General features: G+C 72.8%; 24 protein-coding genes. 14 read left to right on the top strand and 10 right to left on the bottom strand.

The features are described 5' to 3' along the window. The first annotated feature begins 127 nt into the window (after positions 1 to 127). Positions 128 to 664 (top strand): hypothetical protein, encoded by a 537-nt coding sequence (locus tag ACRX5S_RS11045; protein WP_436772661.1) that lies wholly within the window; start codon positions 128 to 130, stop codon positions 662 to 664. A gap of 2 nt (positions 665 to 666) precedes the next feature. On the opposite strand, the gene ACRX5S_RS11040 is transcribed toward ACRX5S_RS11045, so the two are convergent. Both ACRX5S_RS11040 and ACRX5S_RS11035 read right to left on the bottom strand, forming a co-directional pair. Further along, the gene (locus tag ACRX5S_RS11040; RefSeq protein WP_436772660.1) at positions 667 to 1,950 is read right to left on the bottom strand and encodes a sensor histidine kinase; all 1,284 of its coding nucleotides are present in this window, start codon (positions 1,948 to 1,950) and stop codon (positions 667 to 669) included. Next, positions 1,947 to 2,603 carry a response regulator transcription factor gene (locus ACRX5S_RS11035; RefSeq protein ID WP_436772659.1) on the bottom strand — a complete coding sequence of 219 codons (657 nt, stop codon included), beginning with the start codon at positions 2,601 to 2,603 and terminating at the stop codon, positions 1,947 to 1,949. Before ACRX5S_RS11035 ends, ACRX5S_RS11040 begins: the two co-directional genes overlap by 4 nt. Positions 2,604 to 2,732: 129 nt before the next feature. Here ACRX5S_RS11035 and ACRX5S_RS11030 point away from each other — a divergent pair, with 129 nt between their 5' ends. The 4 genes from ACRX5S_RS11030 (at position 2,733) to ACRX5S_RS11015 (ending at position 6,556) form a co-directional block, all read left to right on the top strand. Beyond that, complete coding sequence (locus ACRX5S_RS11030) at positions 2,733 to 3,347, top strand: hypothetical protein (RefSeq protein WP_436772658.1); 615 nt, start codon at positions 2,733 to 2,735, stop codon at positions 3,345 to 3,347. Between the two features lie 68 nt (positions 3,348 to 3,415). Beyond that, complete coding sequence (locus ACRX5S_RS11025) at positions 3,416 to 4,627, top strand: peptidoglycan-binding protein (RefSeq protein WP_436772657.1); 1,212 nt, start codon at positions 3,416 to 3,418, stop codon at positions 4,625 to 4,627. A 47-nt stretch (positions 4,628 to 4,674) separates the two neighbouring features. Next, complete coding sequence (locus ACRX5S_RS11020) at positions 4,675 to 5,352, top strand: ABC transporter ATP-binding protein (protein WP_436772760.1); 678 nt, start codon at positions 4,675 to 4,677, stop codon at positions 5,350 to 5,352. Between the two features lies 1 nt (position 5,353). Next, complete coding sequence (locus tag ACRX5S_RS11015; protein ID WP_436772656.1) at positions 5,354 to 6,556, top strand: ABC transporter permease; 1,203 nt, start codon at positions 5,354 to 5,356, stop codon at positions 6,554 to 6,556. A gap of 168 nt (positions 6,557 to 6,724) precedes the next feature. Here the strand turns inward: ACRX5S_RS11015 and ACRX5S_RS11010 are convergent, their stop codons facing one another. Beyond that, positions 6,725 to 7,684, bottom strand: a complete 960-nt coding sequence (locus tag ACRX5S_RS11010; RefSeq protein ID WP_436772655.1) for a GlxA family transcriptional regulator — start codon at positions 7,682 to 7,684, stop codon at positions 6,725 to 6,727. 199 nt (positions 7,685 to 7,883) lie between these two features. Here ACRX5S_RS11010 and ACRX5S_RS11005 point away from each other — a divergent pair, with 199 nt between their 5' ends. The 3 genes from ACRX5S_RS11005 to ACRX5S_RS10995 all read left to right on the top strand — a co-directional run bounded on the left by ACRX5S_RS11005 (position 7,884) and on the right by ACRX5S_RS10995 (position 10,190). After that, on the top strand, positions 7,884 to 8,363 hold the full coding sequence (locus tag ACRX5S_RS11005) for a hypothetical protein (RefSeq protein ID WP_436772654.1): 480 nt from the start codon (positions 7,884 to 7,886) through the stop codon (positions 8,361 to 8,363). 108 nt (positions 8,364 to 8,471) lie between these two features. Continuing rightward, positions 8,472 to 9,062: a TetR/AcrR family transcriptional regulator gene (locus tag ACRX5S_RS11000; protein WP_436772653.1), complete on the top strand. Its 591-nt coding sequence runs from the start codon at positions 8,472 to 8,474 to the stop codon at positions 9,060 to 9,062. A 78-nt stretch (positions 9,063 to 9,140) separates the two neighbouring features. Further along, positions 9,141 to 10,190: a nitroreductase/quinone reductase family protein gene (locus ACRX5S_RS10995; RefSeq protein WP_436772652.1), complete on the top strand. Its 1,050-nt coding sequence runs from the start codon at positions 9,141 to 9,143 to the stop codon at positions 10,188 to 10,190. A 37-nt stretch (positions 10,191 to 10,227) separates the two neighbouring features. On the opposite strand, the gene ACRX5S_RS10990 is transcribed toward ACRX5S_RS10995, so the two are convergent. After that, complete coding sequence (locus tag ACRX5S_RS10990) at positions 10,228 to 11,697, bottom strand: hypothetical protein (RefSeq protein WP_436772651.1); 1,470 nt, start codon at positions 11,695 to 11,697, stop codon at positions 10,228 to 10,230. A 123-nt stretch (positions 11,698 to 11,820) separates the two neighbouring features. On the opposite strand from ACRX5S_RS10990, the gene ACRX5S_RS10985 reads away from it, so the two are divergent. After that, on the top strand, positions 11,821 to 12,984 hold the full coding sequence (locus ACRX5S_RS10985) for an epoxide hydrolase family protein (protein WP_436772650.1): 1,164 nt from the start codon (positions 11,821 to 11,823) through the stop codon (positions 12,982 to 12,984). Between the two features lie 153 nt (positions 12,985 to 13,137). Next, on the top strand, positions 13,138 to 13,812 hold the full coding sequence (locus ACRX5S_RS10980; protein WP_436772649.1) for a lysophospholipid acyltransferase family protein: 675 nt from the start codon (positions 13,138 to 13,140) through the stop codon (positions 13,810 to 13,812). Positions 13,813 to 13,941: 129 nt separating this feature from the next. Here ACRX5S_RS10980 and ACRX5S_RS10975 read toward each other — a convergent pair whose 3' ends face one another. The 4 genes from ACRX5S_RS10975 to ACRX5S_RS10960 all read right to left on the bottom strand — a co-directional run bounded on the left by ACRX5S_RS10975 (position 13,942) and on the right by ACRX5S_RS10960 (position 18,806). Continuing rightward, on the bottom strand, positions 13,942 to 15,591 hold the full coding sequence (locus ACRX5S_RS10975) for an ABC transporter substrate-binding protein (protein ID WP_436772648.1): 1,650 nt from the start codon (positions 15,589 to 15,591) through the stop codon (positions 13,942 to 13,944). Positions 15,592 to 15,719: 128 nt separating this feature from the next. Beyond that, positions 15,720 to 17,009 (bottom strand): amidohydrolase family protein, encoded by a 1,290-nt coding sequence (locus ACRX5S_RS10970; RefSeq protein WP_436772647.1) that lies wholly within the window; start codon positions 17,007 to 17,009, stop codon positions 15,720 to 15,722. A 209-nt stretch (positions 17,010 to 17,218) separates the two neighbouring features. After that, the gene (locus tag ACRX5S_RS10965; protein WP_436772646.1) at positions 17,219 to 17,857 is read right to left on the bottom strand and encodes a TetR/AcrR family transcriptional regulator; all 639 of its coding nucleotides are present in this window, start codon (positions 17,855 to 17,857) and stop codon (positions 17,219 to 17,221) included. Positions 17,858 to 18,365: 508 nt separating this feature from the next. Further along, positions 18,366 to 18,806, bottom strand: coding sequence for a PaaI family thioesterase (locus tag ACRX5S_RS10960; protein WP_436772645.1), 441 nt, complete (start codon positions 18,804 to 18,806; stop codon positions 18,366 to 18,368). Positions 18,807 to 18,988: 182 nt separating this feature from the next. On the opposite strand from ACRX5S_RS10960, the gene ACRX5S_RS10955 reads away from it, so the two are divergent. Genes ACRX5S_RS10955 through ACRX5S_RS10945 form a run of 3 tightly spaced genes read left to right on the top strand, consistent with a single transcriptional unit; the run spans position 18,989 to position 22,270 of the window. Then, a complete protein-coding gene (locus tag ACRX5S_RS10955; protein WP_436772759.1) occupies positions 18,989 to 19,831 on the top strand; it encodes a nitrilase-related carbon-nitrogen hydrolase in 843 nt (280 codons plus the stop codon). A gap of 4 nt (positions 19,832 to 19,835) precedes the next feature. After that, entirely contained in the window at positions 19,836 to 21,236 is a 1,401-nt protein-coding gene (hydA, locus tag ACRX5S_RS10950; protein ID WP_436772644.1) for a dihydropyrimidinase, read from the top strand. A 20-nt stretch (positions 21,237 to 21,256) separates the two neighbouring features. Beyond that, a complete protein-coding gene (locus tag ACRX5S_RS10945; protein WP_436772643.1) occupies positions 21,257 to 22,270 on the top strand; it encodes a TIGR03842 family LLM class F420-dependent oxidoreductase in 1,014 nt (337 codons plus the stop codon). 25 nt (positions 22,271 to 22,295) lie between these two features. Here ACRX5S_RS10945 and ACRX5S_RS10940 read toward each other — a convergent pair whose 3' ends face one another. Then, entirely contained in the window at positions 22,296 to 22,886 is a 591-nt protein-coding gene (locus ACRX5S_RS10940; RefSeq protein WP_436772642.1) for a GNAT family N-acetyltransferase, read from the bottom strand. A gap of 390 nt (positions 22,887 to 23,276) precedes the next feature. Between ACRX5S_RS10940 and ACRX5S_RS10935 the strand changes: the two genes are divergently transcribed. Continuing rightward, positions 23,277 to 23,771 carry an N-acetyltransferase family protein gene (locus tag ACRX5S_RS10935; RefSeq protein ID WP_436772641.1) on the top strand — a complete coding sequence of 165 codons (495 nt, stop codon included), beginning with the start codon at positions 23,277 to 23,279 and terminating at the stop codon, positions 23,769 to 23,771. A gap of 41 nt (positions 23,772 to 23,812) precedes the next feature. Here the strand turns inward: ACRX5S_RS10935 and ACRX5S_RS10930 are convergent, their stop codons facing one another. Beyond that, the gene (locus ACRX5S_RS10930; RefSeq protein WP_436772640.1) at positions 23,813 to 24,265 is read right to left on the bottom strand and encodes a GNAT family N-acetyltransferase; all 453 of its coding nucleotides are present in this window, start codon (positions 24,263 to 24,265) and stop codon (positions 23,813 to 23,815) included. Between the last annotated feature and the right edge of the window lie 41 nt (positions 24,266 to 24,306).

Here is a 24,306-nt window from a genome sequence, read left to right as displayed (position 1 = left end):
ACCGGGTCGAGGACGTACACAGACCGTGGCGACGAGCCGGGGCATGCGGTGAATCCGGTGCGGCGGATTGCGGCCCGCGTGGAAACTTTTGTTTCCTTAAAGCGGATTTGGGAACTATAGTTGTCGCATGACGGTTTCTGAGATCACCCCGGACGAACAGGTGGAACTCGACAAGGCGCTGTACGACGCCTTGAACCCGCTGGCCTCGGCGATCCGCTCCCGACAGACCGGGCTGCCCGCGGACCGGATGTGGGCGGCGGATCCTGTCGACGTGGCACTGTCCGTCCTGGCCGCTTGGAAGGTGATGGACGCCGAGGTCAGGCGGTTGACCGCGCACGCGGCGGCAACGGCCGGCTCCTACGGGGCCAGTTACGAACAGATGGGGGCCGCCTGGGGCATCACCCGGCAAGGCGCCCGGAAGAAGTGGCCCGACGCGGTCAGCCGCTCAGCGCCCGCGGCGGCGGGCAGGAGCACGCTCGCGCTCTTCGGGGGCACTGCCGAACTGACCCAGGCGCCTTCCGGCGACTGGCGTTGGACAGGTGTGGGCGCCGACGGAGCATGCGCCCCGGCCACCGAAGGAACCCGCTACGCGACCGTGGAAGAGGCGGCAGCCCATGCCGGCGCGTTCCTCAAGGACCACGCTCTCGACGCCGACCGCTCGTAGCATCAGGCGACGAGCCGTGCGGCGTCGTGCCGGGGATCCGCCGCGTCGGGTTCGGCCGGCCAACTGTCGTCGGCCTTCGGCAGGGTCACGACGACGCGCAGTCCGCCGGTCTCGCGGGGTTCGGCCCGGGCGTCTCCGCCGTGCGCCCGGGCGACCGCGCGCACGATGGACAGCCCGAGGCCCGCGCCGGGCGCGCCCGCGAGGCGGTCGGCGGAGAGGCGGCGGAACGGCTCGAAGAGCGCGGGGACGTCGTAACGGGCCACGACGGGACCGGAGTTGCTGACCTCCAGCCGCACGGTCCCGTCGTCCTCCGTACCGCAGTCGACGCGGACCCAGCCGTCCTCGGGCAGGTTGTGCCGCACGCCGTTCTCGACGAGGTTCTGCACAAGCCGTTCGAGCAGCACGGGGTTGCCGGTGACGGGTGCCTCGTCCGGGGCCGCGACGACCTTGGTCCGGCCGGGGTCGAGCTGCGCGACGACGTGGTCCACGACGTCGGCCAGGTCGACGTACGCCCGTTCGGCCACCTCGGCCTCCGAACGCGCAAGCAGCAGAAGGCCGTCGATGAGCCGCTCGTGCCGCGCGTTGATGTCGAGCAGGGTCGTGCCGAGCCGGCGCACCTCGGCCGAGGTGTCCGCGCCCCGCACCGCGACCTCCAGGAGGGCCTTGTTGAGCGAGAGCGGCGTGCGCAGTTCGTGGGACGCGTTGGCGATGAACCGCCGCTGCCCGTCGAACGCGTGGTCGAGCCGGGAGAGCATGACGTCGAAGGTGTCGGCTAGTTCCTTGATCTCGTCGCGCGGCCCCTTGAGCGCGATGCGCTCGTGCAGACTGCGGTCCGCGGCCGGGGCCTCGGAGATGCGGCGAGCGGTGTCGGTGACGCTCTGGAGCGGTTGCAGGACGCGTCCGGCGATGAGCCAGCCGCAGCCCACCGACACGGCGCCGACCACCGCGAGCGCGATGCCGCCCTGGGTGAGGAGCGCGGACAGGGCGTCGTCCTGCGTGCGCTCGACGGTCTGGTAGTCGAGGGTGCCGTCGTCGGGGCCGACGCCGGAAGAGATTGTGTGCTCGGGCGGCATCGCGGACGGAGTCTCGGGCGGCGCAAGGGGGTTGCCGTCGGGGCCGATCTGGTGCGAGAGCATCTTGTCGCCGCGCTCGCGGAATTGCTGGGCGAGCAGGGCGTACGTCGTGCCGAGGACGAGGACCCCGGCGAGCATGAACAGGCAGCCGTACACAAGTGTGAGACGGGCCCGCAGGGTCAGCCGAGCGGGACGGCGCAGCGGATTCGTCACGGGATCCGGTACCCCACTCCCGGTTCGGTGACCACGACGGCCGGGTCGCCGAGCTTGCGGCGGAGTTTGAGGACGGCGATGCGGACCGCATTGGTGAACGGGTCGGCGTTCTCGTCCCACGCCTTCTCCAGGAGTTTTTCGGCGGAGACCGCGGCCCCGTCGGCGCGCAGGAGTTCGGCCAGAACGGCGAACTCCTTGCGGGACAACGGTACGTACCGTCCGTCGCGGTAGACCTCGCGCCGATGCGGGTCGAGCCGGATCCCGGCCCGCTGGAGGACCGGCGGCGCGGTCGGGCCGCCACGGCGGCCGAGGGCGACGACCCGTGCCGAAAGCTCCTCGAAGGCGAAGGGCTTGGGCAGGTAGTCGTCGGCGCCGAGGGCGAACCCGGCGACCCGGTCCCCGACTTCGGTCGCGGCGGTGAGCATCAGCACGCGGGCGGGGGAACCGTCCGCGACCATGCGGCGGCAGACCTCGTCGCCGTGCAGGACGGGCAGGTCGCGGTCCAGGACGACCACGTCGTAGTCGTTGACCATGATCCGCTCGGTGGCGGTGCCGCCGTCGTGCACGACGTCGACCGCGTGCGCGTCGCCGCGCAGCCACTTGGCGACCGCGTCCGCGAGCAGTTGTTCGTCCTCGACCACCAATATGCGCATCGGCCCATGCTCGCGAGGGCCGCGTTTCCTCCGCGTTAGCGCTTTCGGAAACGGCCGGGACAGCCGCGGTCGGCTCGAATGCGGCGGGAGCGGTCGGCGGACGTCCGGCCGCGGAGGAGGAACGCGGCGATGCATACCGTGACACGAACCGGCCCCGGCGTGCGGGGCGGCCGGACTGCCGTGGCCGGCGTGATGCTGGCCCTGGCCGTGGCGCTGGCCGGATGCGGGTCGTCCGGGCACGACGACAAAGTGGCCAGTGCCGACAACCCGTCGGCGAGCGCGAGCAACAGCCCGAGCGGCGCGGCGAAGGACGGCTCTGAGCCGGGCGACGCGCTGGCGGAGTCGCTGCGGTACGCGCAGTGCATGCGTGAGAACGGCGTGCCGCAGTTCCCGGACCCGGTGCAGAAAGGCAACGGCGGGCTGGACATCAGCGTTCCGGAGGGAGTGGATCGGCAGGCCGTCGACGCGGCGGAGAAGGTGTGCAAGAAGTTCCTGCCGAACGCCGGGGAGAACAAGCCGGTCGACCCGGAGATCGCGAAGCGCAACCGCGAGCTGGCCAAGTGCATGCGCGAGAACGGCGTGCCGAACTTCCCCGACCCGGGCCCGGACGGCGGCTTGCAGATCCAGAACGACCCGGGTAGCGGGCTCGACCCGTCGAACCCGGCGTTCGACGCGGCGAGCAAGAAGTGCAACATGCTCCCCCCGGGTGGCGAGGGCGGCGTGAACGACGTGAAGACGCCGTGAGTGGGGCGGAGGAGGTGCGGGGGTCGGACGCGGGGTCCGGGCCGGACGCGAGGTCGAAACCTGACGATGTGTCAGATGCGGGCGCGGGGATCGGACCTGCCGAGTTGACCGCCCCGACCGAACCGGCCGGCCCTGAGAACACCCCGGCCTCGGCCCCGCGGCGCAGGCGGCGCCGACGTACCGGGCGCGTGGTCGGGGCGGCCGTCGCGGTGGTCGCGGTGGCGGCCGGGACCGCGACCGGGCTCGGCTTCCGGCCGGAGTTCGGCGGCGGCGAGCCGTCCGGCGACGGCGGCGGCGGCAATCGCGGGCTGCCCCCGACCACCGCGCCGGTGACACGGCAGACGCTCGTGGACACCGAGACGGAGACGGGCGAACTGGGCCACGGCGACCAGACGGCCGTGTCGGGACGCCTGACCGGCACGGTGACCGGGCTGCCCGCCGCGGGCTCGGCTGTCGAGCGCGGCAAGCCGCTCTACCACCTCGACAACACGCCGGTCGTGCTGTTGTACGGCGCGCTGCCCGCGTACCGCGCGCTCGCGGTCGACGCCGAGGGAGCGGACGTCCGGCAGTTGGAGGAGAACCTGTGGGCGCTCGGCCACCGCGGGTTCACGATCGACGACGAGTACACGTCCGCCACCGCGACGGCGGTGAGGAAGTGGCAGAAGTCCCTCGGCCTGGAGCAGACCGGCGCGCTGGAGTTGGGCCGCGTCGTCTACGCGGCCGGCCCGGTCCGCGTCGACACCCTCAAGGCCGCGGTCGGCGACGCCGTGCAGCCCGGCGGCGCGGTGCTCACGCACACCGGGCTCACCCGCGTCGTGGTGGTGGACCTGGACGTGGCGCAGCAGCGGCTCGCGACGATCGGGGCACCTGTCACCGTGAAGCTGCCGGACGGCCGCACGGTCGACGGGAAGGTCGCACGGACGCTGACGGTCATCGACGCGGGCGATGACGGCGACGACGGAGGCGGCGGAGGCGGGGACGGCTCGGGCGACGCCAAGACGAAGATCCGCGTCACCGTCGACGTCGAGGACCAGCGGTCGCTGGACGGGCTCGACCAGGCCGCGGTGAGCGTCGTGTTCACCGCGTCCCGGCGCGAGGGGGTGCTGACCGTGCCGGTGGCGGCGCTGCTCGCGCTGGCCGAGGGCGGGTACGGCGTCCAGCTCGTGGAGGGCGCGGCGACGCGCATCGTGGCGGTCGAGACGGGGATGTTCGCGAACGGGCGCGTCGAGGTGTCGGGAAGCGGGATCGCCGAGGGCGCGGTCGTGGGGATGCCGACGTGACGGCGTACGGTACGGCGCTCCGGGATACGGACGCCTCGCTCCGGGAGCTGCCGTTGCGCCAGGAGGCCACGCCATTGGTCGAGTTGGCGGCGGTAGGCAAGACCTATCCGGGCGGGGTGGCCGCCGTGCGCGAGGTGTCCCTGACCATCGCGCGCGGCGAACTGGTCGCCATCGTCGGCCCGTCCGGCTCGGGGAAGTCCACGATGCTGCACCTCGTCGGCACGCTCGACCGCCCCTCGACGGGTGTGGTGCGCATAGACGGGCACGACATCGCCGCGTTGTCCGACCGCCGGTTGTCGGCGCTGCGGGCGGGCCTGATCGGGTTCGTGTTCCAGCAGTTCCATCTGGCGCAGGGTCAGAACGCGGTGGACAACGTCGCGGACGGCTTGCTGTATACGGGAGTTCCGCTGCGCGAACGCCGTCGCCGCGCGGAACGCACGCTCATGCGCGTCGGCCTCGGCACCCGGCTCGACCACATGCCGCACGAACTCTCCGGCGGCGAAAGGCAGCGCGTGGCGATCGCCCGTGCGGTGGTCGGCGAACCGGCGCTGCTGCTCGCGGACGAACCGACCGGGAACCTCGATTCGGCGTCGGGCGCGGGAGTGATGGCGCTGCTACGGGAGTTGCACGCGGCCGGTACGACGGTCGTGGTCATCACGCACGACCGCGAGATCGCCGCGTCGCTGCCCCGACAGGTGGCCATGCGCGACGGAAAGGTGGTGTGAGATGGCCCAGTTGCTCTCCCCCGCGCGACTGCGTCCGCGCGACGTGTGGCGCGTGGGTGTGTCGGGTCTGCGGACGCGCCGCATGCGCGTGTTCCTGTCGGCGCTGGGCATCGCGATCGGCATCGCCGCGATGACGGCGGTTGCCGGGATCTCGTCATCGAGCCGTGCCGAACTCGACCGGGAACTGGACGCGTTGGGTACCAACCTGCTGACAGTGGCGCCCGGACAGAGTCTGTCCGGGGCGAACGCGAGCCTGCCGCCGGAGTCGGTGCCGATGATCGCCCGGATCGGTCCGGTGCGGCAGGTCGCGGCGGTCGGGGACGTACCGGAGACGAAGGTCTACCGCAACGACCGTATTCCGGCGGCGCAGTCGGGCGCGATGACGGTGCGGGCGACGCACCTGGACCTGCCGCGTACCGTGGGCGCGGCGCTGGCGGACGGGACGTGGCTCAATGCGGCGACCGAGCGCTATCCGGCGGTGGTACTGGGGTCGGACGCCGCCGAGCGCCTGGGGGTGGGGGCCGCGGGGCCGGACATCCGGGTGTTCGCGGGCGGCGAGTGGTTCACCGTCATCGGAATCCTCGAACCCGTGCCGCTCGCACCGGAGTTGAACGCGTCGGCGCTGATCGGGTGGCCGGTGGCGACGGCGTTGCTCGGTTTCGACGGGCATCCGACGACGGTGTACTCGCGGTCGGACGACGGCGCGGTGGAGGCGGTCCGCGACGTGCTGGCGGCGACCGCGAATCCGGCGGCGCCGAACGAGGTGAACGTCTCACGCCCCTCCGACGCGCTCGCCGCACGGCACGCCACCGATCGCGCGTTCACCGGACTGCTGCTGGGCCTTGGCGCGGTCGCACTGCTGGTCGGCGGCGTCGGGGTGGCCAACACGATGGTGATCTCGGTGCTGGAACGCCGCGCGGAGATCGGCCTGCGGCGCTCGTTGGGAGCGACGCGGGGCCAGATCCGCACGCAGTTCCTCGCCGAGTCGCTCCTGCTGTCGGCGCTCGGCGGCGTCGGCGGGGTGCTCCTCGGCGCGGTGGTGACGACGGTGTACGCGGGCACGCGCGGGTGGCCTGCCGTCCTGCCGCTGTGGGCGACGGGCGGGGGCCTGGCGGCGACCTTGGTGATCGGCGCCGTCGCCGGCCTCTACCCGGCGATCCGCGCGTCCCGGCTGCCGCCGACGGAGGCGCTGACGGCGCCTTGAGGACGGGTGCCCTGGGCCGGACCGCGGCGCAGGGCACCCGCTCAGGGAACTCATCGGGGCCACGCTCAAGCCACATGCTCAGGCCACCTGCTCTCGCCACGTGCTCAGGCCAGTGCTCCGGCCGCGCGCTCCAGCCACCTGCTCCAGCCACCTGCTCCGGCGACCGGATCAGGGCCCCGGGTATTCCGGAGCGCGGAAGGATCTGCGGTACACCTGGGGGCTGACCCCGACCGTGCGCTTGAACCTGTCGCGGAACGCGGTGGGTGAGCCGAACCCTGCCTGGACGGCGATGCGTTCGACAGAGTGGGTGGTCGACTCCAGGAGGTACTGGGCCCGGCGCACCCGGGAGCGCTGCAGCCACTGGAGCGGGGTCGTGCCGGTCTGTTCGCGGAAGCGGCGGTTGAGCGTGCGGGTGCTCATACCGGCTTCGGCGGCGACGTCGTCCAGGCTGAGGTCGCGGCCGCAATTGTCCTCCATCCAGCGCAGCAGGGGCTCCATCGCCGAGCCGGCCGGTGCGGGCGGCTTCGTGTGCACGATGAACTGCGCCTGCCCGCCCTCGCGTTCGAGTGGAACGACGGCCAGGCGCGCGGTGTCGGCGGCAACCGCGGAGCCGTAGTCGCGGCGCACCATGTGCAGGCACAGGTCGAGCCCGGCGGCAGCGCCCGCGGAGGTGAGGATCTGCCCGTTGTCGACGTACAGGACGTTGGGGTCGACCTCGATGTCCGGATGCCTCTCGGCGAGGCGGTCGGCGGCCAGCCAGTGGGTGGTGGCGCGGAGGCCGTCGAGAAGACCGGTCTTTGCCAGGACCAGCGCACCCGCGCAGATCGACGCGATGCGGGTACCGTCGGCCGCGGCCTTGCGCAGCGCGTCCAGGATCTCGTCCGGCACGGACGCGGAGAACTCGTGGGTGCCGGGGACGATGACGGTGTCGGCCTGCTCCAGCGCGTCGAGGCCGTACGGCGCGCGGATCCCGAACAGCGCGGACTCCACGTCGGGGGTGGCCGCGCACACGATGACGCGGTAACCGGGCCGCCCGTCCGGGAGGCGGGTCAGGCTGAAGACCTCCATCGGGGTCACGAAGTCGAACGCGACGACCCGGTCGAGCGCGAGGACGGCGACCGTGTGCATGGCGCAACACTAGCCCTCCACCCGATTGCCGCCAACCGCTCTGAACTGGGGTCCTACCTGCCACGCATCGCAACCACCGCCTACAGACGTTGTGGCGAGAACCCGTTGGAACCTGTCACTTTCGCCACTTCTTCGGGCCATGGAGTGCGGCCTAGCGTCGTTGCCGTCGCGTTTCCGCCCATCCGGGAGAACCACCGCCGTGTCCAAATTCCTGCTGATCCTGCACGTCCTGGTGGCGATCGTCGCCATCGGGCCGGTGACCGTCGCGGCGAGCCGCTTCCCGACCGAGGCACGGCGCGCACTCGCCGACCCGGGGGACCCGGGGGCGGTGTCGTCGGTGCGGCAGTTGCACCGCATCTGCGTGACGTACGCCTTCATCGGCGCGGCCGTCCCGGTGTTCGGTTTCGGCACGGCGAGCAGCATGGGCGTTCTCGGCAGCGCATGGCTGATCGTGTCGATCGTGCTCACCGCGTTGGCCGCCGCCGCTTTGGGCGGCCTGATCCTCCCCCGCCAAGCCGCCATCGTGAACGCCCTGTACTCCCCGCCGGCAGACCGCGGTCCCCTCCCGGGCCGCGAAGCGACAGTGCGCCTGGCGATGTTCACGGGCGTCTTCAACGTGCTGTGGGCCGTGGTCACCATCCTGATGATCGTCCGCCCGGGCTCCACCACCGGCGCGTAGCGGCGTCCGCCGCAGGGAGGGAACCGGCTCGGCGGGGAGGGAGTGGGGTTTGGCGGGCCCGGCGGCGGGGCCCGTCCCGTCCACGCTGTGTCCGGTAGTTTCCGAGGCATGGGACGGAAACCTAACCCGGAGCGGCGGCCGGAGATCTTGCGGGCCGTGGTGGACGAGCTGGCTCGTACGGGGCTGGGGGACTTGTCGTTGCGGCCGTTGGCGGGGGCACTGGGGGTGAGTACGTACACGCTCTCCTACCAGTTCGGCTCCAAGGAGGAACTGCTGCGCGCGGTGCTGGAGTTCGTGGAGGCCGAGCAGGTCGCGACGGCTCGCGGCGCGGTGGGCGATGCGGCGGGGGACGTGGGTGCGGTGGTGACCGCGTACTGGAACTGGGTCGCGGTCCCCGAGCATCTGGCGCGTGTGCGGCTGGTGTTCGAGGCGTTGACGATCCCCCGGGTCGCGGACCTGCTCGCGGGGGACTTCCGGGCACGGCTGATGTCGGCGTGGGTCGATCTGCTGGCCGGTGACCTGGTCGTCGCGGGGATGCCGCGCGAGGACGCCGAGGCCGAGGCCACGATCGCCGCCTCGGCGCTGGCCGGGATGCTGCTCGATCTGCTGGCCACGGACGACCGGGAGCGGCTCGGGCGCGCCGCACGGCGGTTGGCGGATCAACTCAGGAGCCACCAACTCTCCTGCCGGGCACGGTAATCGGCTGAGGAACGCCGACCGGAGCGGTCGGCCGCGCAGCCGTTGCCAATTTTCATGACACTCGTTATGTTTATGAGTATGACTACTTCCTTCGCTGCCTCGTCCCGTCGTCCCGCCTCCGCCGACGGGTCCGGCGACGAACGCGCAGTCGCGCGGGCGCGCAGCACCCGCGGCCGACATGCCACGCGCGCCGAGACGCTCCAATGGGAGGGCATCGCCTGGGCCGTCGTCGGCGCGGCCTGGGTCGTCTCCGCGTGGCCCGGCGTGCTCGTCGAGTGGAGCGGCCCCGTGGTGGCCGTCGCCGCCGGGGTCGCCCTGGCCGCGGCCGCCGTCGTCTGCCAAGCCCTCGCCCACGGGGTGCGCGTCGGACGCGTCGGCGAGCGCGTGCTGCGCGTCCGTCCCGGCCGCCGCCGCAAGTCCCGGGGCCACATGCGCGCCACCGTCCTCGCCGACGCCGTCGTCATCGGCGGCTCAGGGGTGCTGTGGTGTGTCGCCGCCCGCGCGTTCGACTGGTCCGAGGCCGTCACCGGCGGTTCCGCCCAAGTCGCGGCGGGGACCGCCTTTCTGCTGTGGAGCGCCCTGCACATCCCCGCCGTCCGCCGCCTCGACGGGAGCCCTGTCGACGCGGACGTCGTCAGCCGCCGCGTGCTGGGGGCGGGCCCGTTGACCGTCGCGCCGACGACCGGCGCGCAAGCCACGGCCCTGGACGCCGCCGACGCGCGCCGCGGCCGCGTGCGGGGCCGCCGGCTCCAGCGCTGGGTACTCAATCCGCCGATGCGGGTGCTCGCGTGCTCGGGCGTACTCCCCCACCACGCCGTCATCGAGACGACCGGCCGCACGACGGGGCGCCCGCGCCGCACGGTCGTCGGGGTGCGCCGCGACCCGGACTCGGTGGTGTGGCTGGTCGCCGAGCACGGTCGACGCGCCGGGTACGTGCGCAATCTGCTGGCCGATCCGAACGTGCGGCTGCACCTGCGCGGCCGCTGGCTGCCCGGCGTCGCGGCGCTCGTCCCGGACGACGACGTGGCCGCCCGGCTCGCCGCCTTCCCGGCCGGTCACGCGCGCACGCTCCGCAGGTTCGCGACGACCCCGGCCACGGTGCGCGTCGATCTCGCCCCGGCAGCCTGAGCGACATCGGCACAACGGGCGGCAGTTCGACACCGTCTCAGTGCCCCGGCGGCCGCTCCGGACGCGCGCCGACCGTGCGCAGCGGGCGTACCGCACGCGCCGACACCGCGACGCACGGGGTGTCCTGCTCGCGGGCCACGAGCATCACGAACTCGGCGCCCGCGTAAGGCGGTCCGAACAGGACCGCCTCGCAGGCCCGGGGCCGCCACGGGGTCGGGTGCCACATCGGCGGGTAGGCGTACTGCGCGGCGCTCGGCGCGGCCCCGGCCTTCTTGGCGAGGTCGACGCCCTCCGTGGCGGGCGACGGCGGGTAGGCCCCGAACGGCGTCGCCCAGTACTCCACCTTCGTGCGGAACAACGGCCACGCGCGCGCCTCGTCGTCCTCCGCGAACACCTGCACGGTCCGGCTGTCGACGAACAGCACCTGCACGCGCAGCGCCGCCACCGCCGACCCGCCGGGACGCAGGCGCCGGGCCCGCCGCCGGGTGCGCAGCGCGCCCGAGGTCAGCATGAGACCCGGGACGGCGCACACCAGGATCCCCAGCCACCACGCGATGCCGTCGAAGCGCTCGTCGGCGAGCCGGGTCCAGTCGCCGTCGACCAGCACGCCGACCCGGTCGCCCACCTCGCGGTCGTAGTCGTCGCTCTCCGACACCCGCGGCTCGCTCTCGCCGTCGACCCGCACGGTGGTCGTCGTGTCGTCGACCTCGACGACGGTCGCCCACACCGTTTCGGCGCGCCGGGCGTGGGCGCGGTCGTCGGCGAAGGCGTCGACCAGGCCCCCCGCGCACAGTCCGGTCGTCACCAGCGCGCCGAGGCCGAACACCAGGCGTACCGCGGCCCGTTGCACGGTGCGCCCGAGGACGGCGGCGGGCACCGGGTGGGACACCGCCCCGGCCGCCTCCTCGGCGGCGTAGCGCTGGTCCCGTACGCGCGTGACGCGCACCGCCGCGGTCACGACGGCCCACGCGAGGCCCGCGAGGAGCAGCCACCACGGCCAGGTGGCGCCGACGTCCTCGGGGCGCGGCGGGTAGAGGACGAGTGCCAGGCCGAGGCCGATGAAGGCGCCGACGACGGCCAGGACGGGTTGGGCGAAGAGCGCGGCGACGGCGAGCAGGAGGCCGCCGAGCAGGACGTAGAGGACCCATTGGGGGCCGCACTCCCCGGCGTCGGCGTCGCATGCGGAGTCCACCGGAACCGAGCCGAGGCCGATGACGCCGACGACGATCGCCGCGACGGGCAGGTACGGGGTCGTCCACCGCGGCGGCCGTATCGCCGCCCACACCTGGGCGGCGGCGGTGGTCCACGGTCGGGTGTCCGGCGGGACCGCCTCGGGCGGCAGCGGTATGGGCGCCCGGGTGTCCGGCTGCGGCGTGCCGCCGGGGGGCATGCCGTACGGGAACTGCGGCGGCACGGCCTGCCCGTGCCACGCGTGGTGCGGCTCCCACGCCTGCCGCGGCCGTGCCGGGTTCCGGCCGGGCTGCTGCGGTGGGAACGGCGAGTTCACCCGGGCAGTATGGCGAAACGGCGCCGGTCCCCGCTTGATGTCCGCACAGGTTCGGGATAGGACACAAGGAACTGACGACCCGTCATACGTCCGGCCGCCCGCGGCCGGGGATCGGATGCCGCGATGACCCAGCCTGGTGCCGTGCCCGCCGACGCGACCGTCCGCCCGTTCCGGATCGAGGTGCCGGACGCCGTCCTGGACGATCTGCGCGACCGCCTGGCGCGCACCCGCTGGCCCGAGCCGGTGCCGGGCACGGGCTGGGACGCCGGTACCGAGACCGCCTACCTGCGCGACCTGTGCGCGTACTGGCGGGACGAGTACGACTGGCGCCGCCACGAGGCGGAGCTGAACGCGCACCCCAACTTCGTCACCGAGATCGACAACCAGGCGCTGCACTTCCTGCACTCCCGCTCGGCCGACCCCGACGCGCTGCCGCTGGTGATCAGCCACGGATGGCCGGGATCCGTCGCGGAGTTCCTGAAGATCGTCGGCCCGCTGACCGAACCGGGCCCGGACGCGTTCCACGTCGTGTGCCCCTCGCTGCCCGGCTACGGGTGGTCGAGCCCGGTCCGCGAGCCCGGCTGGAACCCCGCGCGCATGGCGTCCGCCCTCGCCGGGCTGATGGACCGCCTCGGGTACGCGCGCTACGGCGCGCAGGGCGGCGACTGGGGCTCGATGGTCTCCACCGAGTTGGCCCGCGCTTACCCGTCCCGCGTCGCGGGCCTGCACGTGAACCTGATCATCGCCGGACCGGCGCCGGACGACGACCCCGCCGACTTCACCGAGGCCGAACGCGCGTCGCTCGCGCGCATGCGGGAACTCGGCCGCACCGAGGCCGGCTACCTGCGCCAGCAGGCCACCAAGCCGTACACGCTGGGCCACGGCCTGGTCGACTCCCCCGCCGGACTCGCGTCGTGGATCGTCGAGAAGTTCCGCGGCTGGAGCGACTGCGGGGGCGACGTGGAGAGCCGCTTCACCCGCGACGAACTGCTCACGAACATCACGCTGTACTGGGTGACCGCGACCGCGCACTCGGCCGCGCGGATCTACTACGAGAACGCGAACACCCCGTCCCCCAGGGCCGGGCAGCGCGTCGAGGTGCCGACCGGGTACGCGTACTTCCCCGCCGAGAAGATCGGCACGCCGTCGCGGCGCTGGGCCGAGCGGCAGTACAACGTCACGCACTGGACCGACATGCCGGCGGGCGGGCACTTCGCGGCGATGGAGGAGCCGGGCGCCCTGGTCGAGGACGTCCGGGCGTTCTTCCGCCCCTTGCGCGGCAAGTGACGCTCGGCAAGTGACCGGATCCCGCGGGTGGCGTGCGCCCGGGGAGCGCACAACGTGACTGGCCGGTAACCACTCGTAGGGGTGGGCGGCTCATCATGAAGGTCCCTCGAATGGGTAGGGTGACCCCTGCCCTAATCCCGACCGGGGGAAGCCGTGCTGATCTACCACTTCATGCATCGCGTCGTCGCGCCGACCTCGCGGGCGATCTGGCGTCCCCATGTCGAGGGGACCGAGAACGTGCCGAAGACCGGTGGTGTGATCATCGCCAGCAACCACCTGTCGTTCTGCGACAGCCTGGTGATCCCGATCGTCGCGCCGCGCCAGGTGACATTCCTGGCCAAGGCCGAGTACTTCGACGGCAAGGGCATCAAGGGCCGGGCCAGCCGGGCGTTCTTCGAGGGCCTGGGCGCGGTCCCGGTGCCGCGCGAGCAGAAGCGCGGCGCGATGGCGGCGCTCGAAGCCGGCAAGGGCGTGCTCGACCGCGGGATGGCGTTCGGCATCTACCCCGAGGGCACCCGCTCGCTGGACGGCCGCCTCTACCGCGGCAAGACCGGCGTCGCGTGGCTGGCGCTGACCGCACGCGTGCCGGTCGTGCCGGTGGGCGTCATCGACACCGACAAGGTCCAGCCGGTCGGCACGCGCATCCCCAAATTCAAGCCCAAGGCCCTCGTGCGGTTCGGCGAACCGCTCGACTTCTCCGCGCACTACGAGCGCAAGGACGTGGCCAAGGCCCGCCGCGAGGTCACCGACGAGATCATGGAGGCGATCCAGAAGCTCTCGGGGCAGGACACCGCGGGCGTCTACAACGAGCGGCCGGCCGAAGCCTGACGCCCGGTCAGCGGGGCTCCGGACAGCGGGGTCCCGGCCCGCGGGATCCGGTCTGCCGGGTCGGTCTGCCGGGTCCGGGCCTCGGGGTCCGGGCCCGTGGACTCCGGGCCCGGACCGTCGGGCGGCGGGTCAGGCGCGCAGCGCGAGGCGGTCGTACAGCACCGTGCCGTCGTTGAACATCGTGATCCCGGTCAGCGTGCCCTTGTGGGCCACCGCCGCGACCGCGTTCTGGAACACCCACACCGGCAGGTCCGCGTCCAGGCGGCGCTGCACCTCGGCGTACGCCGCGGCGCGCACTGCGGGGTCGGTGCTGCTCCGCCCGGTGTCCAGCGCGCGGTCCACGTCCGCGTTGCGGTACCCGGTCCACGCCGACGCGCCGCCGCTGTGCAGGAAGGTGTAGAGCGCGGGTTCGGGGTCGTCGATCCACAGTGTGTACACCGAGGCCTGGAAGTCCCGGGAGATCTGGGTCTTGAGGGTCATCGCGCCCGGCTCCAACGTCTCGATGCGCATCGTGGCGTTCCGCAGCGTCTGCAACCTCGACTGGATGTACTCGGCCGTCTTGACGCTCGGCGGCGACGCGTACGTCGTGAAGGTGAATTCGAGCGGACGCCCCTCCTGGGCCAGTTCGTCCAGCAGCCGCTGCGCCTCGGCCGTGTCGTCGTCCGGAGTGCGCAAAGCGGGGTCGTGGAAGGCCGTCCCCGGCGCGAACATCCCTCGGGCGGCCGGCGCCTTGCCCTGGTACACCACCGAGTTGAAGCCCTCCGCGCTGAGCGCGAGGACGACCGCCCGCCGCGCCCGCGGGTCGTCGAACGGCGGCGCGGCCGAGTTGAAGACCACCATCTTGCCGCCGGACAGGTCGAGTTGCTCGACGGTGACGCCGTCCTTGCGGCCCTTGTCGATGAGCTGGTAGTCGACCGTGACCATGCCGGTGGCACCGCCGGTGGCGACCGTGCCCATGGCCTGCTGGATGTCCGCGACGACCTTGAAGGTGACGCGGTCCAGCGCGGGCTTGCCCGGCTGCCAGTACGCCGGGTTGCGCTCCAGCACCATCTGCGCGTCGCGCTGCCACTCCTTGAGCACGAACGGCCCGGCCCCGACGGGTTTGGTGCCGAAGCCCTTCGGGTCCTTGCGGAAGGCCTCGGGCGACCCGATGTAGGTCAGGTTCTTCGCCACCACGCGGTCGAAGTGCGCGTTGGGCGCCGGGAGTTCGATGCGCAGGACGAGCGGTTCCACGACCTGGAGGCGCAGCCCGGCCGCGCTGGAGAGCTGCGGCGAGCGGTTGGCGGGGTCCGCGTGGCGCTCGTAGGTGAAGCGCACGGCCTCGGCGTCGTACGGGGTGCCGTCCGAGAAGCGGACGCCGGGCCTGATGCGCAGCGTCCACACCCGCCCGTCCTCGGAGCCGGTGATGCTCTCGCCGATGCCGGGGCTGACCTGGCCGGTCTTCGGGTCCATCCAGAACAGCACGTCGTAGATCGCGGCGAGGCGGTTGCCGTCGCCGACGCCGGTGACCGCGGCCGCGGTCGGGTCCAGGCCGCGGACGGCCTCGGTGGGCAGCAGGATCGTCGCGGAACCGCCTTGCCGGGCCGGGCCGGAGGCGCCGCTGCCTCCGGTCCCTCCTCCGCCGCCTCCGCATGCGGAGGCGAGGGTGAGGGCCAGGACGGCGGCGGCCGCGGCGAGGGCCCGGCGCGGGTTGCGGCGCAGTGTTCGGTGCGGGGTTCGGTGCGGGCTTGCGGGCGGGGTTCTGTGCAGGATTCGGTACGGGGTTCTGGACGTACGCATGGGGGACTCCCGTCGGTGCTGGGGCACGCCCGGCAGGCCGCCCGGCCCCGGGACGACGGGGTCGGGACGGCAGGACGGGTGGCGGCGGTGCGGGGTGGGGAGGTGGTGGCGGGCGTACGGGGAGCCGGTCAGGCCCAGGGGCCGACCGTGCGGAAGGCGAAGGGGCTGGCACCGGCGGGGACGGCGTCCAGCGGCACGTCGATCTCGTCGCCGGTCATCGCGCCGATCTCCCGGGCGGTGGCGGCGAGGGCGGCCGGGTCGAGGCCGTAGACCTTGGCCGCGGTGCCGCCGAGCATGGCGCGTACGGCCTCGCGGTCGAGCCCGGCGAAGGTCGCGCGGATCGACAGCTTGCCCATCGCGACACGCTCGGCCTCCGGCGTCTCGGGGCGCTGGTACTGGTACGTGCCTTCCATGTGCGGGTAGTCCGAGCCCCACATGATGCGGTCGGCGTACCCGTCCCGGATCGCCCCGACGGCCTCGGTGCGGGAGAGGAAGCTGCCGCCGATGTAGACGTTGCGGTGCAGGTAGTGGCTGGGGAGCTCGGGGACCAGTGCGGCCAGTTTGGCGTTGCCCCGGGTCGCGGACATGTGCACGGTGTCCAGCTCGGTGGCCAGGTACGGCCACCACTCTCCCGGCTGCTCGGTCAGGACCAGCACAAGGCCGGGGTGCCGCTCGAACACGCCCGAGAAGATCATGTGGTGCGCGGCGCGGCGGCTGAACCAGCCGCCGGACTCGATCTGCTGGAGCGCGCCCAGTTCGGGGCCCGCGTACAGCGTCGGGTCGCCGGCCCCGGAGTGGGTGGTGAGCGGCATCGACAGTTCCTCGGCCGCGGCCCAGAAGGGCTCCCAGGCGCGGTCGTTGTAGTGCCGCAGCCACGGACGCGGCGCGGGGAAGTTAACGCCGCGGAGTCCGGCGTCCGCCGCCCAGCGCAGCTCGGCGACGGCGGCGTCGACGTCCCACATCGGCAGGTGCGCGAGACCGACGTGCCGGTTCGGGGCCGCGGCGCACACGTCGGCGAGCCAGCGGTTGTAGATGCGCATCCCGGCGGCGGCGAGGCCGGGGTCGTCGTTGGCGCCGAGCATCGAGGTCTGGAAGGGCACCGGCTGGTCGTTCTGGCTGCCGTGGAAGATGACCTCGGCGGCGACGCCCTCGCGGTCGAGGTCGCGGCGGCGGGCGGCCGGGTCGTGGTGTCCGTCGGTGAGCCGGTTGCGCCAGGGCGAGTCGGGGTCGACGGCGTCGTCGCGCTCCAGGTAGCGGCCGCGCGAGCGGTTCGGGTCGGCGACATACGCGTCGTACGCGTCGAGCAGGTCGGCGGGGCAGTACGGCCGCAGGTCCTCGACCAGGCGCGGACCTATGTGGCAGTCGGCGGAGACCACGGCGACGGGTTCGGTAGTCGTGTCGCTGTCATGCACGGGCACGGGAAACTCCCTTGCTGGGACGGGTGTTCATGGCTCCCGCCGGTCCGCTGCGGCGGCTGGTGCTGTGGCCGGGAGGTTTGCCTGTTCCCGGTGTCCGGTGCCGTGCCTCGCAAGGCGCGGTCCCGAAGCTCGTACTCGCTCGTACTCGCAAGGGCCCGCAACGCCGCGAGGCGTGGTGCCGGGCGCCGGGAACTGGTGAGCCTGCCCGGTCACAGCAGCAAAACGTCGAGGGCGGCGAGGGCGCGCTGCTGAAGGTCGTCGCGGGCTCCCTCGGCGGCCCAGCGCTCGGTGACGTCGTCGAGTACCGCCACGACGGCGGTGGCCAGGACATGTGCGGATTCCCTGGGCAGGCCCCCGCGTTCGGCGACCGCCTCGGCGATGCCGTCGCGCCACTGCCCGAGCAGGCCCAGCGCGCGTCCACGCAGGACGGCGGACGTGCCGATGGCGCGGCGTTGCAGCGCGAGTCGCCGCAGCGACTCGGCGTCCATCGGCGGCTGCCGGGCCACCGCGGCGAGGACGGCGCGCAGCGGTGGCTCGTCGGCGGGACGGTCGAGGATCGCGGCCCGCAAGGCGGGGACGCGCACCCCGCGCTCGGGGAAGAGCAGCGCGTCCTTGGCCGGGAAGTACCGGGCCACGGTCGCCGGAGACACCCCCGCCCGCGCGGCGATCTCGGGCACGGTCGTGGTGTCGTAGCCGCGGTCCGCGAACAGTTCGAGTGCGGCGTCGACGATGGCGGCGCGGACGAGCAGCTTCTTCCGCGCCCGCAGCCCGCTGCCGGCCTCCGCCGCATCGCGGGGGTCGGCGGCGGGGTCGGGGTCGGTGGTGGGGATGGGAAGGATGGGCAGCACGCAGGGATGATCGCCGACTCTCATTTGAGAGTCAACACTCATTTTCTGGCGAGGCAGACGACCCCGACGCCGACCGCGGGTACACGCCGCTGCCGGGCGGCGAAGCGCGCACGACGGGGCGGCCGGACCGCGAAACCGCGCGACGGGCGGGCCGCCAAGGCACGCGGCGGGGCGGCCGGACCGCGAAGGTGTGCGGGGGGCGGGGCGGCCGGGCCGTCGTTGAGCAAGGCGGACCGGTGGCGACCACGGGCACACGCGGCTGCCAGGCCGCGAAGGTACGCGGCGGGGCGGCCGGGCCGTGGTTGAGGAGCGCGGGACCGATGGCGACCACGGGCACACGCGGCTGCCGGCCGCGCAAGCGCACGGCGGGACAGCCGGGCCCGAAGTCGCGCGGCGGGGCGGGCCCTCGTCGGCGACCTACCGCGCGGCGAGGGCCGTGGTGACTGCCGGCCCGTCCGGGCAGCCGCATCCGCGGCGCGGCCCGGCACCTTCCTACTGCGCTCGGCCCCTACTGCGCCCGGCGGACCGTCCCCTGCGCGGTCGCGCAGATGCGCTCGGTTCCGTCCTCTCCCACCGCGACGATCTCGCACGAACACACCGCCTGGGAGCGGGTCGACGTCAGGACCGTGGCGCGGGCGCGGAGGTGGTTGCCCGAGGCGGGGCGGACATAGGTGACCGCGAAGCCGGCGGTCAGGATGGCGGATCCCAGGACCGTGCCCGCGGCGAACGTGATGGTGTTGTCGGCGAGGTACGCCAGCACTCCCCCGTGCACGAACCCGTTCTGCTGCCGCAGTTCCTCGCGTACGTCGACCTCGATCGTCGCGCCGCCCTCGCCGAACGCCGCCAGCCGAGCGCCGACCAGCACGCTGAACGGCTGGGCCTCCAGCGTCTTGGCCGCCGTCCGCAGATCGAGCGGGTGTCCGCCGTCCGCCGCCTGTCGCTCCGCCATGCCGCCGCCCTCCCGAGATCACTACCGGCTGGTAATGCCATCATGCTCGCGGCCGCCGTGCGCCGCGGCAAGCCGCGACACGTCGATTCGTCGGCGCTTCCTGCTTCTCCCGGGGCAGGTCGCGGAGTTACAGTCGTCGCTTCCCTTTGCGGGGGATTTGCCTAGTCATGAGGGGGTTCGTTATGCCGCAGATCGTGCGCGCCGCGCTCGTACAGGCCAAATGGACCGGAGACAGCGCGTCGATGGTGGACGTCCACGAGGCGTACGCCCGGCAGGCCGCCGCCCAGGGCGCCCAGATCATGGGTTTCCAGGAGGTGTTCAACGCCCCCTATTTCTGCCAGGTCCAGGAACCGGAGCACTACGGCTGGGCGGAACCGGTGCCCGAGGGCCCGACCACCACCCGCATGAGCGCCCTCGCGCGCGAGCTCGGCATGGTCCTCGTGGTGCCGGTGTACGAGGTCGAGCAGTCCGGCTTCTACTACAACACCGCGGCGGTCATCGACGCCGACGGCACCGTGCTCGGCAAGTACCGCAAGCACCACATCCCGCAGGTCAAGGGCTTCTGGGAGAAGTACTACTTCCGCCCCGGCAACCTGGGCTGGCCGGTGTTCGACACCGCGGTCGGCAGGATCGGCGTCTACATCTGCTACGACCGCCACTTCCCCGAGGGGTGGCGCGCCCTCGGCCTGGCCGGGGCGCAGCTCGTCTACAACCCGTCGGCCACCAGCCGCGGCCTGTCGGCGTACCTGTGGCAGCTCGAACAGCCCGCGGCCGCCGTCGCCAACGAGTACTTCGTCGCGGCGATCAACCGCGTCGGCGTCGAGGAGTACGGCGACAACGACTTCTACGGCACGAGCTACTTCGTGGACCCGCGCGGCCAGTTCGTCGGCGAGCCGGCCTCCGAGCGGGACGAGGAACTGGTCGTCCGCGACCTCGACTTCGGCCTCATCGACGAGGTCCGCAACCAATGGGCCTTCTACCGCGACCGGCGCCCCGACGCGTACGGCCCGCTCACGGAGGCGTGAGGCCATGGCCCGCACCCTGATCCGCGGCGGCCTCGTGGTGACCGCCGCCGAGGAAACGCACGCGGACGTCCTCGTCGACGGCGAGCGCGTCGCCGCGATCGCCGCGCCCGACGTCGCCGAGGCCTGGGTCCCCGGCGCGGACCGCGTCATCGACGCGACCGGGATGTACGTGATCCCGGGCGGCGTCGACGCGCACACGCACATGGAGATGCCGTTCGGCGGCACGGTCGCCTCCGACACCTTCGAGACCGGAACCCGCGCCGCGGCCTTCGGCGGCACTACGACGATCGTCGACTTCGCGATCCAGCAGGTCGGCGGCACGCTGCGGGCCGGGTTGGACGCGTGGCACGCCAAGGCCGAGGGAAACTGCGCGGTCGACTACGCGTTCCACATGATCCTCGCGGACGTGAACGACGCGGTGCTCAAGGAGATGGACCAGCTCGTCGGCGAGGGCGTCACGAGCTTCAAGATGTTCATGGCGTACCCGGGCGTGCTCTACAGCGACGACGGGCGCATCCTGCGCGCGATGCAGCAGGCCGCGGACAACGGCGCGCTGCCGATGATGCACGCGGAGAACGGCATCGCCATCGACGTCCTGATCGAGCAGGCGCTCGCGGCGGGCCGCACCGACCCGCGCGTGCACGGCGAGGTCCGCAAGGCCCTGCTGGAGGCCGAGGCAACCCACCGCGCGATCCAGCTCGCGCGCGTCGCGGGCAGTCCGCTGTACGTGGTGCACGTGTCGGCGGCCGAGGCGGTCGCCGAACTGACCGCCGCGCGGGACCTCGGCCTCAACGTGTTCGGCGAGACGTGCCCGCAGTACCTGTTCCTGTCGACGGACGACCTGGCGCGCCCCGGCTTCGAGGGCGCGAAGTACGTCTGCTCCACTCCCCTGCGGCCGGTGGAGCACCAGGCCGCCCTGTGGCGCGGGCTGCGGTCCGACGACCTGTCCGTGGTGTCCACCGACCACTGCCCGTTCTGCTTCGCAGGCCAGAAGGACCTGGGGCGCGACGACTTCTCGAAGATCCCCAACGGTCTCCCGGGCGTCGAGAACCGCATGGACCTGCTGCACCAGGCGGTGGTCGACGGGCACATCAGCCGCCGCCGCTGGATCGAGCTGGCGTGCGCCACCCCGGCGCGCATGTTCGGCCTCCACCCGCGCAAGGGGACCATCGCCCCGGGCGCTGACGCCGACCTGGTGGTCTACGACCCGGCCGCCCAGCAGACGGTGTCGGCCGCGACACACCACATGAACGTCGACTACTCGGCCTACGAGGGCCGGCAACTCACGGGCCGCGCAAGGACGGTCCTGTCGCGCGGCACGGTCGTGGTGGACGACGGGCAGTACACGGGGCGCGCCGGACACGGGGCGTACCTCAAGCGCGACACGTGCCAGTACCTGGTGTGAACCGAAGGAGAGAAACACGCATGGACTTCGGTCTGGTGCTCCAGGCGGACCCGCCCGCGTCCGAGGTGGTCGAGCTCATGAAGACCGCCGAACGCGCCGGGTTCACGCACGGCTGGACGTTCGACTCCGTGGTGCTGTGGCAGGAGCCGTTCGTCATCTACAGCCGCGTGCTCGCCGAGACGTCGTCGCTCACCATCGGCCCGATGGTCACCAACCCGCTGACGCGCGACTGGACGGTCACCGCCTCGCTGTTCGCGACGCTGAATGAGATGTACGGCGACCGCACGATCTGCGGCATCGGGCGCGGCGACTCGGCGGTCCGCGTCCCCGGCGGCAAGCCGTCGACGCTGGAACGCCTGGGCGAGGCCATGCGCGTCGTCAAGGAGCTCGCGGAGGGCCGCGAGGTGGACATGCACGGCACCCGGGTGCGGATCCCGTGGGTGCGCGAGGGCTCCGGCCTGCCGATGTGGATGGCGGCGTACGGCCCGAAGGCGCTGGAGCTGGTGGGACGTCAGGCCGACGGGTTCATCCTGCAACTGGCCGACCCCTACCTGACCGAGTACATGGTCAAGGCGGTGCGCACGGCGGCCGTGCGCGCCGGCCGGGACCCGGACGCCATCAAGGTGTGCGTCGCGGCGCCCGCGTACGTCTGCGACGACGACGCGGCCGCGATCGCGCACGCGCGCGAGCAGTGCCGGTGGTTCGGCGGCATGGTCGGCAACCACGTCGCCGACCTGGTGGCGCGGTACGGCGAGCACTCGTCGGCGGTCCCGGAGGAGCTGACCGACTACATCAAGGACCGGCAGGGCTACGACTACGCGCACCACGGCCGGGCCGACAACCCGTCGACGCATTTCGTCCCGGACGAGATCGTCGAGCGGTTCTGCCTCATCGGCCCGGTCGAGGCGCAGATGCAGCGGCTGATGGAGCTGCGCGACCTGGGGGTCGACCAGTTCGCGGTGTACGCGATGCACGACGCGCGCGAGTCCACGATCAAGGCCTACGGCGAGCGGATCATCCCGCTGCTGTCGTAGTGGCGTGTGGTTTCGTGCCGCCCGGTCAGCCTCCCCAACCGCTCGGCGGCGTGTGGTCGCGCAGCATCATCGTGTAGAGCGGGGCGAGCGGGTAGGGACGCGAGAAACCGACCGAGCGATAACCCTGGCTGTCCCAGAACCCCACCGCGGCGGGCGAACTCGCGCGCAGCGTCAGCGTGGTGCGCGTTCCGGTCCACGGCCCGACCAGGGCCTTGTGCATCGCGGTGCCGAGGCCCTGGCGGCGGTACGCGGCTCGCACCGCGAACTCCTGGACCGCGAACGTCTGACGGCCGTCCTCGGCGGTCATCGGCTCCGGCAGCGGGTCGACCATGCCGGCCCACCAGCGGGTGTCGGCGCGCAGCGGCACGCCCAGGCCGAAGCCCATGGGCGTGGAGTCCGCGGTGGTGCGGGCGAAGACCAGTGAGAAGCCGGGCGCGTCCAGGTGTTGGGGCAGCACGTTCTCGATCCAGTCGCGGGCGTCGGACTCGGAGCGAAGATACGGTTCTTCTCCGTACACCTCGGCATATATCGCTCTGATCGTCTGCCGCATCGCCGGAACGGCGACCTCCTGGCCGGTGAGGTGGTCGAGCGTCCAGGGGACGGGCGCGGCGGTCACGGGAACTCCTTTGCGGGGACAGGGCGGAGCGCGGTGGAACGGGCGGTGGGACCGAGGATGGGACTGGAGGTGGCACAGGCGATGGAACGTGTGGACGGACATCGTGGAGGACGGCGTGCCGACGCGACAACTGCCGGTGCGCCCGCTCCGGGAACAGCGCGGCTGCGGGCGACTGGCAGGTGGCGTGAGGGACGCTACCCCCTTGCGGGGATGCCGGGAACGCGTCCGCGGTTCCCGGCGCAGGACAGTCCACGCGGGAGCGCGTGCGGGCGCAAGCGCGACGGCACGTGCGATACGCCACGGGCGGCTGTGCCGGCGGCCGGCGCGCGGCCCCGCGCGTCCCGGCAACGGCGTGGCCCGGCGGGCGAACCACCCGGTACCGTGCCGCACATGATCAGAACCGCCACGCGCGACGACGTCCCGACGATCCTGCGCTTCATCCGCGAACTCGCCGAGTACGAACGGGCCGCGCACGAGGTGCACGCCACCGAGGCCGACCTCGAACGCGACCTGTTCGGCCCGGCCCCGGCGGCGAACGCGCTGATCGCCGAGGATCCGGACGGCACCGCCCGGGGCTTCGCCCTGTGGTTCACCACCTACTCCACGTGGCTCGGCAGGCCCGGCATCTACCTGGAGGACCTGTACGTCACGCCCGACGCGCGCGGCGGCGGCCACGGCCGCGCGCTGCTGGCCGAACTCGCCCGGATCGCGGTCGAGCGCGGGTACGGGCGCGTCGAATGGTCCGTCCTCAACTGGAACGATCCGGCCATCGGCTTCTACAAGTCCCTGGGCGCGGCCCCGCAGGACGAGTGGACGGTCTACCGGCTCACCGGCGAAGCACTCGCCAACCTCGGGACGGCGTCGGAGTCGGGTTCGGCATCATGATCGGGATCGGGATCGGGATCGGTGTCGGCTCGGGCTGAGCGTCACGCGGCCGGGAGCGGCTTGACCCAGCGGGTCCAGTGCGGCTCGGGCTCGTAACCGGACGCCGCCCATGCCGAGCGTCCCAGCGTGTTGCGGTCCAGCACCATGGCGTCGCCGCGTCGTCCGCCGAGCGCGACGAACCGGCGTTCGGCGGCGTCCAGCAGCAGGCGGCCGATGCCGCGGCGCCGGTGGCCCGGATCGACGGCGAGGCGGTAGAGGTGGCAGCGCCAGCCGTCCCACCCGGCGATGACGGTCCCGACGATCGCGCCGTCACCGCCGTCGCCTTCCGCCCCGTCGGAGACGGCGAGCAGCAGCGCCTCGGGGTCGCGGACAAGCAACCGGGCGACGCCGTCATGGTCGTCGCTGATGCTCGTACCCCCGGCGGCGGTCTCCCAGAAGGCCAGCACGTCGTCGATGTCGTCGGCCGTCGCGGCCCGGATGCGGAAGTCGCTCATGAGGACTCTTCTACTGGCCGGGCGCGCCCGGCCCCAACCGG

Origin of the sequence: Yinghuangia sp. YIM S09857 (genome assembly GCF_051388915.1) — a bacterium.
In the GTDB taxonomy this organism is placed as follows: domain Bacteria; phylum Actinomycetota; class Actinomycetes; order Streptomycetales; family Streptomycetaceae; genus Yinghuangia.
Note: the sequence above shows the minus strand (reverse complement) of the source record. Positions and strands in the feature narration are given on the sequence as shown.

What these genes read in the sequence shown, in the direction of transcription:
- ACRX5S_RS11045 (WP_436772661.1), top strand. Translation starts at nt 128, where the DNA reads ATGACGGTTTCTGAGATCACCCCGGACGAACAGGTGGAACTCGACAAG.
- ACRX5S_RS11035 (WP_436772659.1), bottom strand. Translation starts at nt 2,603, where the DNA reads ATGCGCATATTGGTGGTCGAGGACGAACAACTGCTCGCGGACGCGGTC.
- ACRX5S_RS11030 (WP_436772658.1), top strand. Translation starts at nt 2,733, where the DNA reads ATGCATACCGTGACACGAACCGGCCCCGGCGTGCGGGGCGGCCGGACT.
- ACRX5S_RS11015 (WP_436772656.1), top strand. Translation starts at nt 5,354, where the DNA reads ATGGCCCAGTTGCTCTCCCCCGCGCGACTGCGTCCGCGCGACGTGTGG.
- ACRX5S_RS11010 (WP_436772655.1), bottom strand. Translation starts at nt 7,684, where the DNA reads ATGCACACGGTCGCCGTCCTCGCGCTCGACCGGGTCGTCGCGTTCGAC.
- ACRX5S_RS11000 (WP_436772653.1), top strand. Translation starts at nt 8,472, where the DNA reads ATGGGACGGAAACCTAACCCGGAGCGGCGGCCGGAGATCTTGCGGGCC.
- ACRX5S_RS10995 (WP_436772652.1), top strand. Translation starts at nt 9,141, where the DNA reads ATGACTACTTCCTTCGCTGCCTCGTCCCGTCGTCCCGCCTCCGCCGAC.
- ACRX5S_RS10985 (WP_436772650.1), top strand. Translation starts at nt 11,821, where the DNA reads ATGACCCAGCCTGGTGCCGTGCCCGCCGACGCGACCGTCCGCCCGTTC.
- ACRX5S_RS10975 (WP_436772648.1), bottom strand. Translation starts at nt 15,591, where the DNA reads ATGCGTACGTCCAGAACCCCGTACCGAATCCTGCACAGAACCCCGCCC.
- ACRX5S_RS10960 (WP_436772645.1), bottom strand. Translation starts at nt 18,806, where the DNA reads ATGGCGGAGCGACAGGCGGCGGACGGCGGACACCCGCTCGATCTGCGG.
- ACRX5S_RS10955 (WP_436772759.1), top strand. Translation starts at nt 18,989, where the DNA reads ATGCCGCAGATCGTGCGCGCCGCGCTCGTACAGGCCAAATGGACCGGA.
- hydA (WP_436772644.1), top strand. Translation starts at nt 19,836, where the DNA reads ATGGCCCGCACCCTGATCCGCGGCGGCCTCGTGGTGACCGCCGCCGAG.
- ACRX5S_RS10945 (WP_436772643.1), top strand. Translation starts at nt 21,257, where the DNA reads ATGGACTTCGGTCTGGTGCTCCAGGCGGACCCGCCCGCGTCCGAGGTG.
- ACRX5S_RS10935 (WP_436772641.1), top strand. Translation starts at nt 23,277, where the DNA reads ATGATCAGAACCGCCACGCGCGACGACGTCCCGACGATCCTGCGCTTC.
- ACRX5S_RS10930 (WP_436772640.1), bottom strand. Translation starts at nt 24,265, where the DNA reads ATGAGCGACTTCCGCATCCGGGCCGCGACGGCCGACGACATCGACGAC.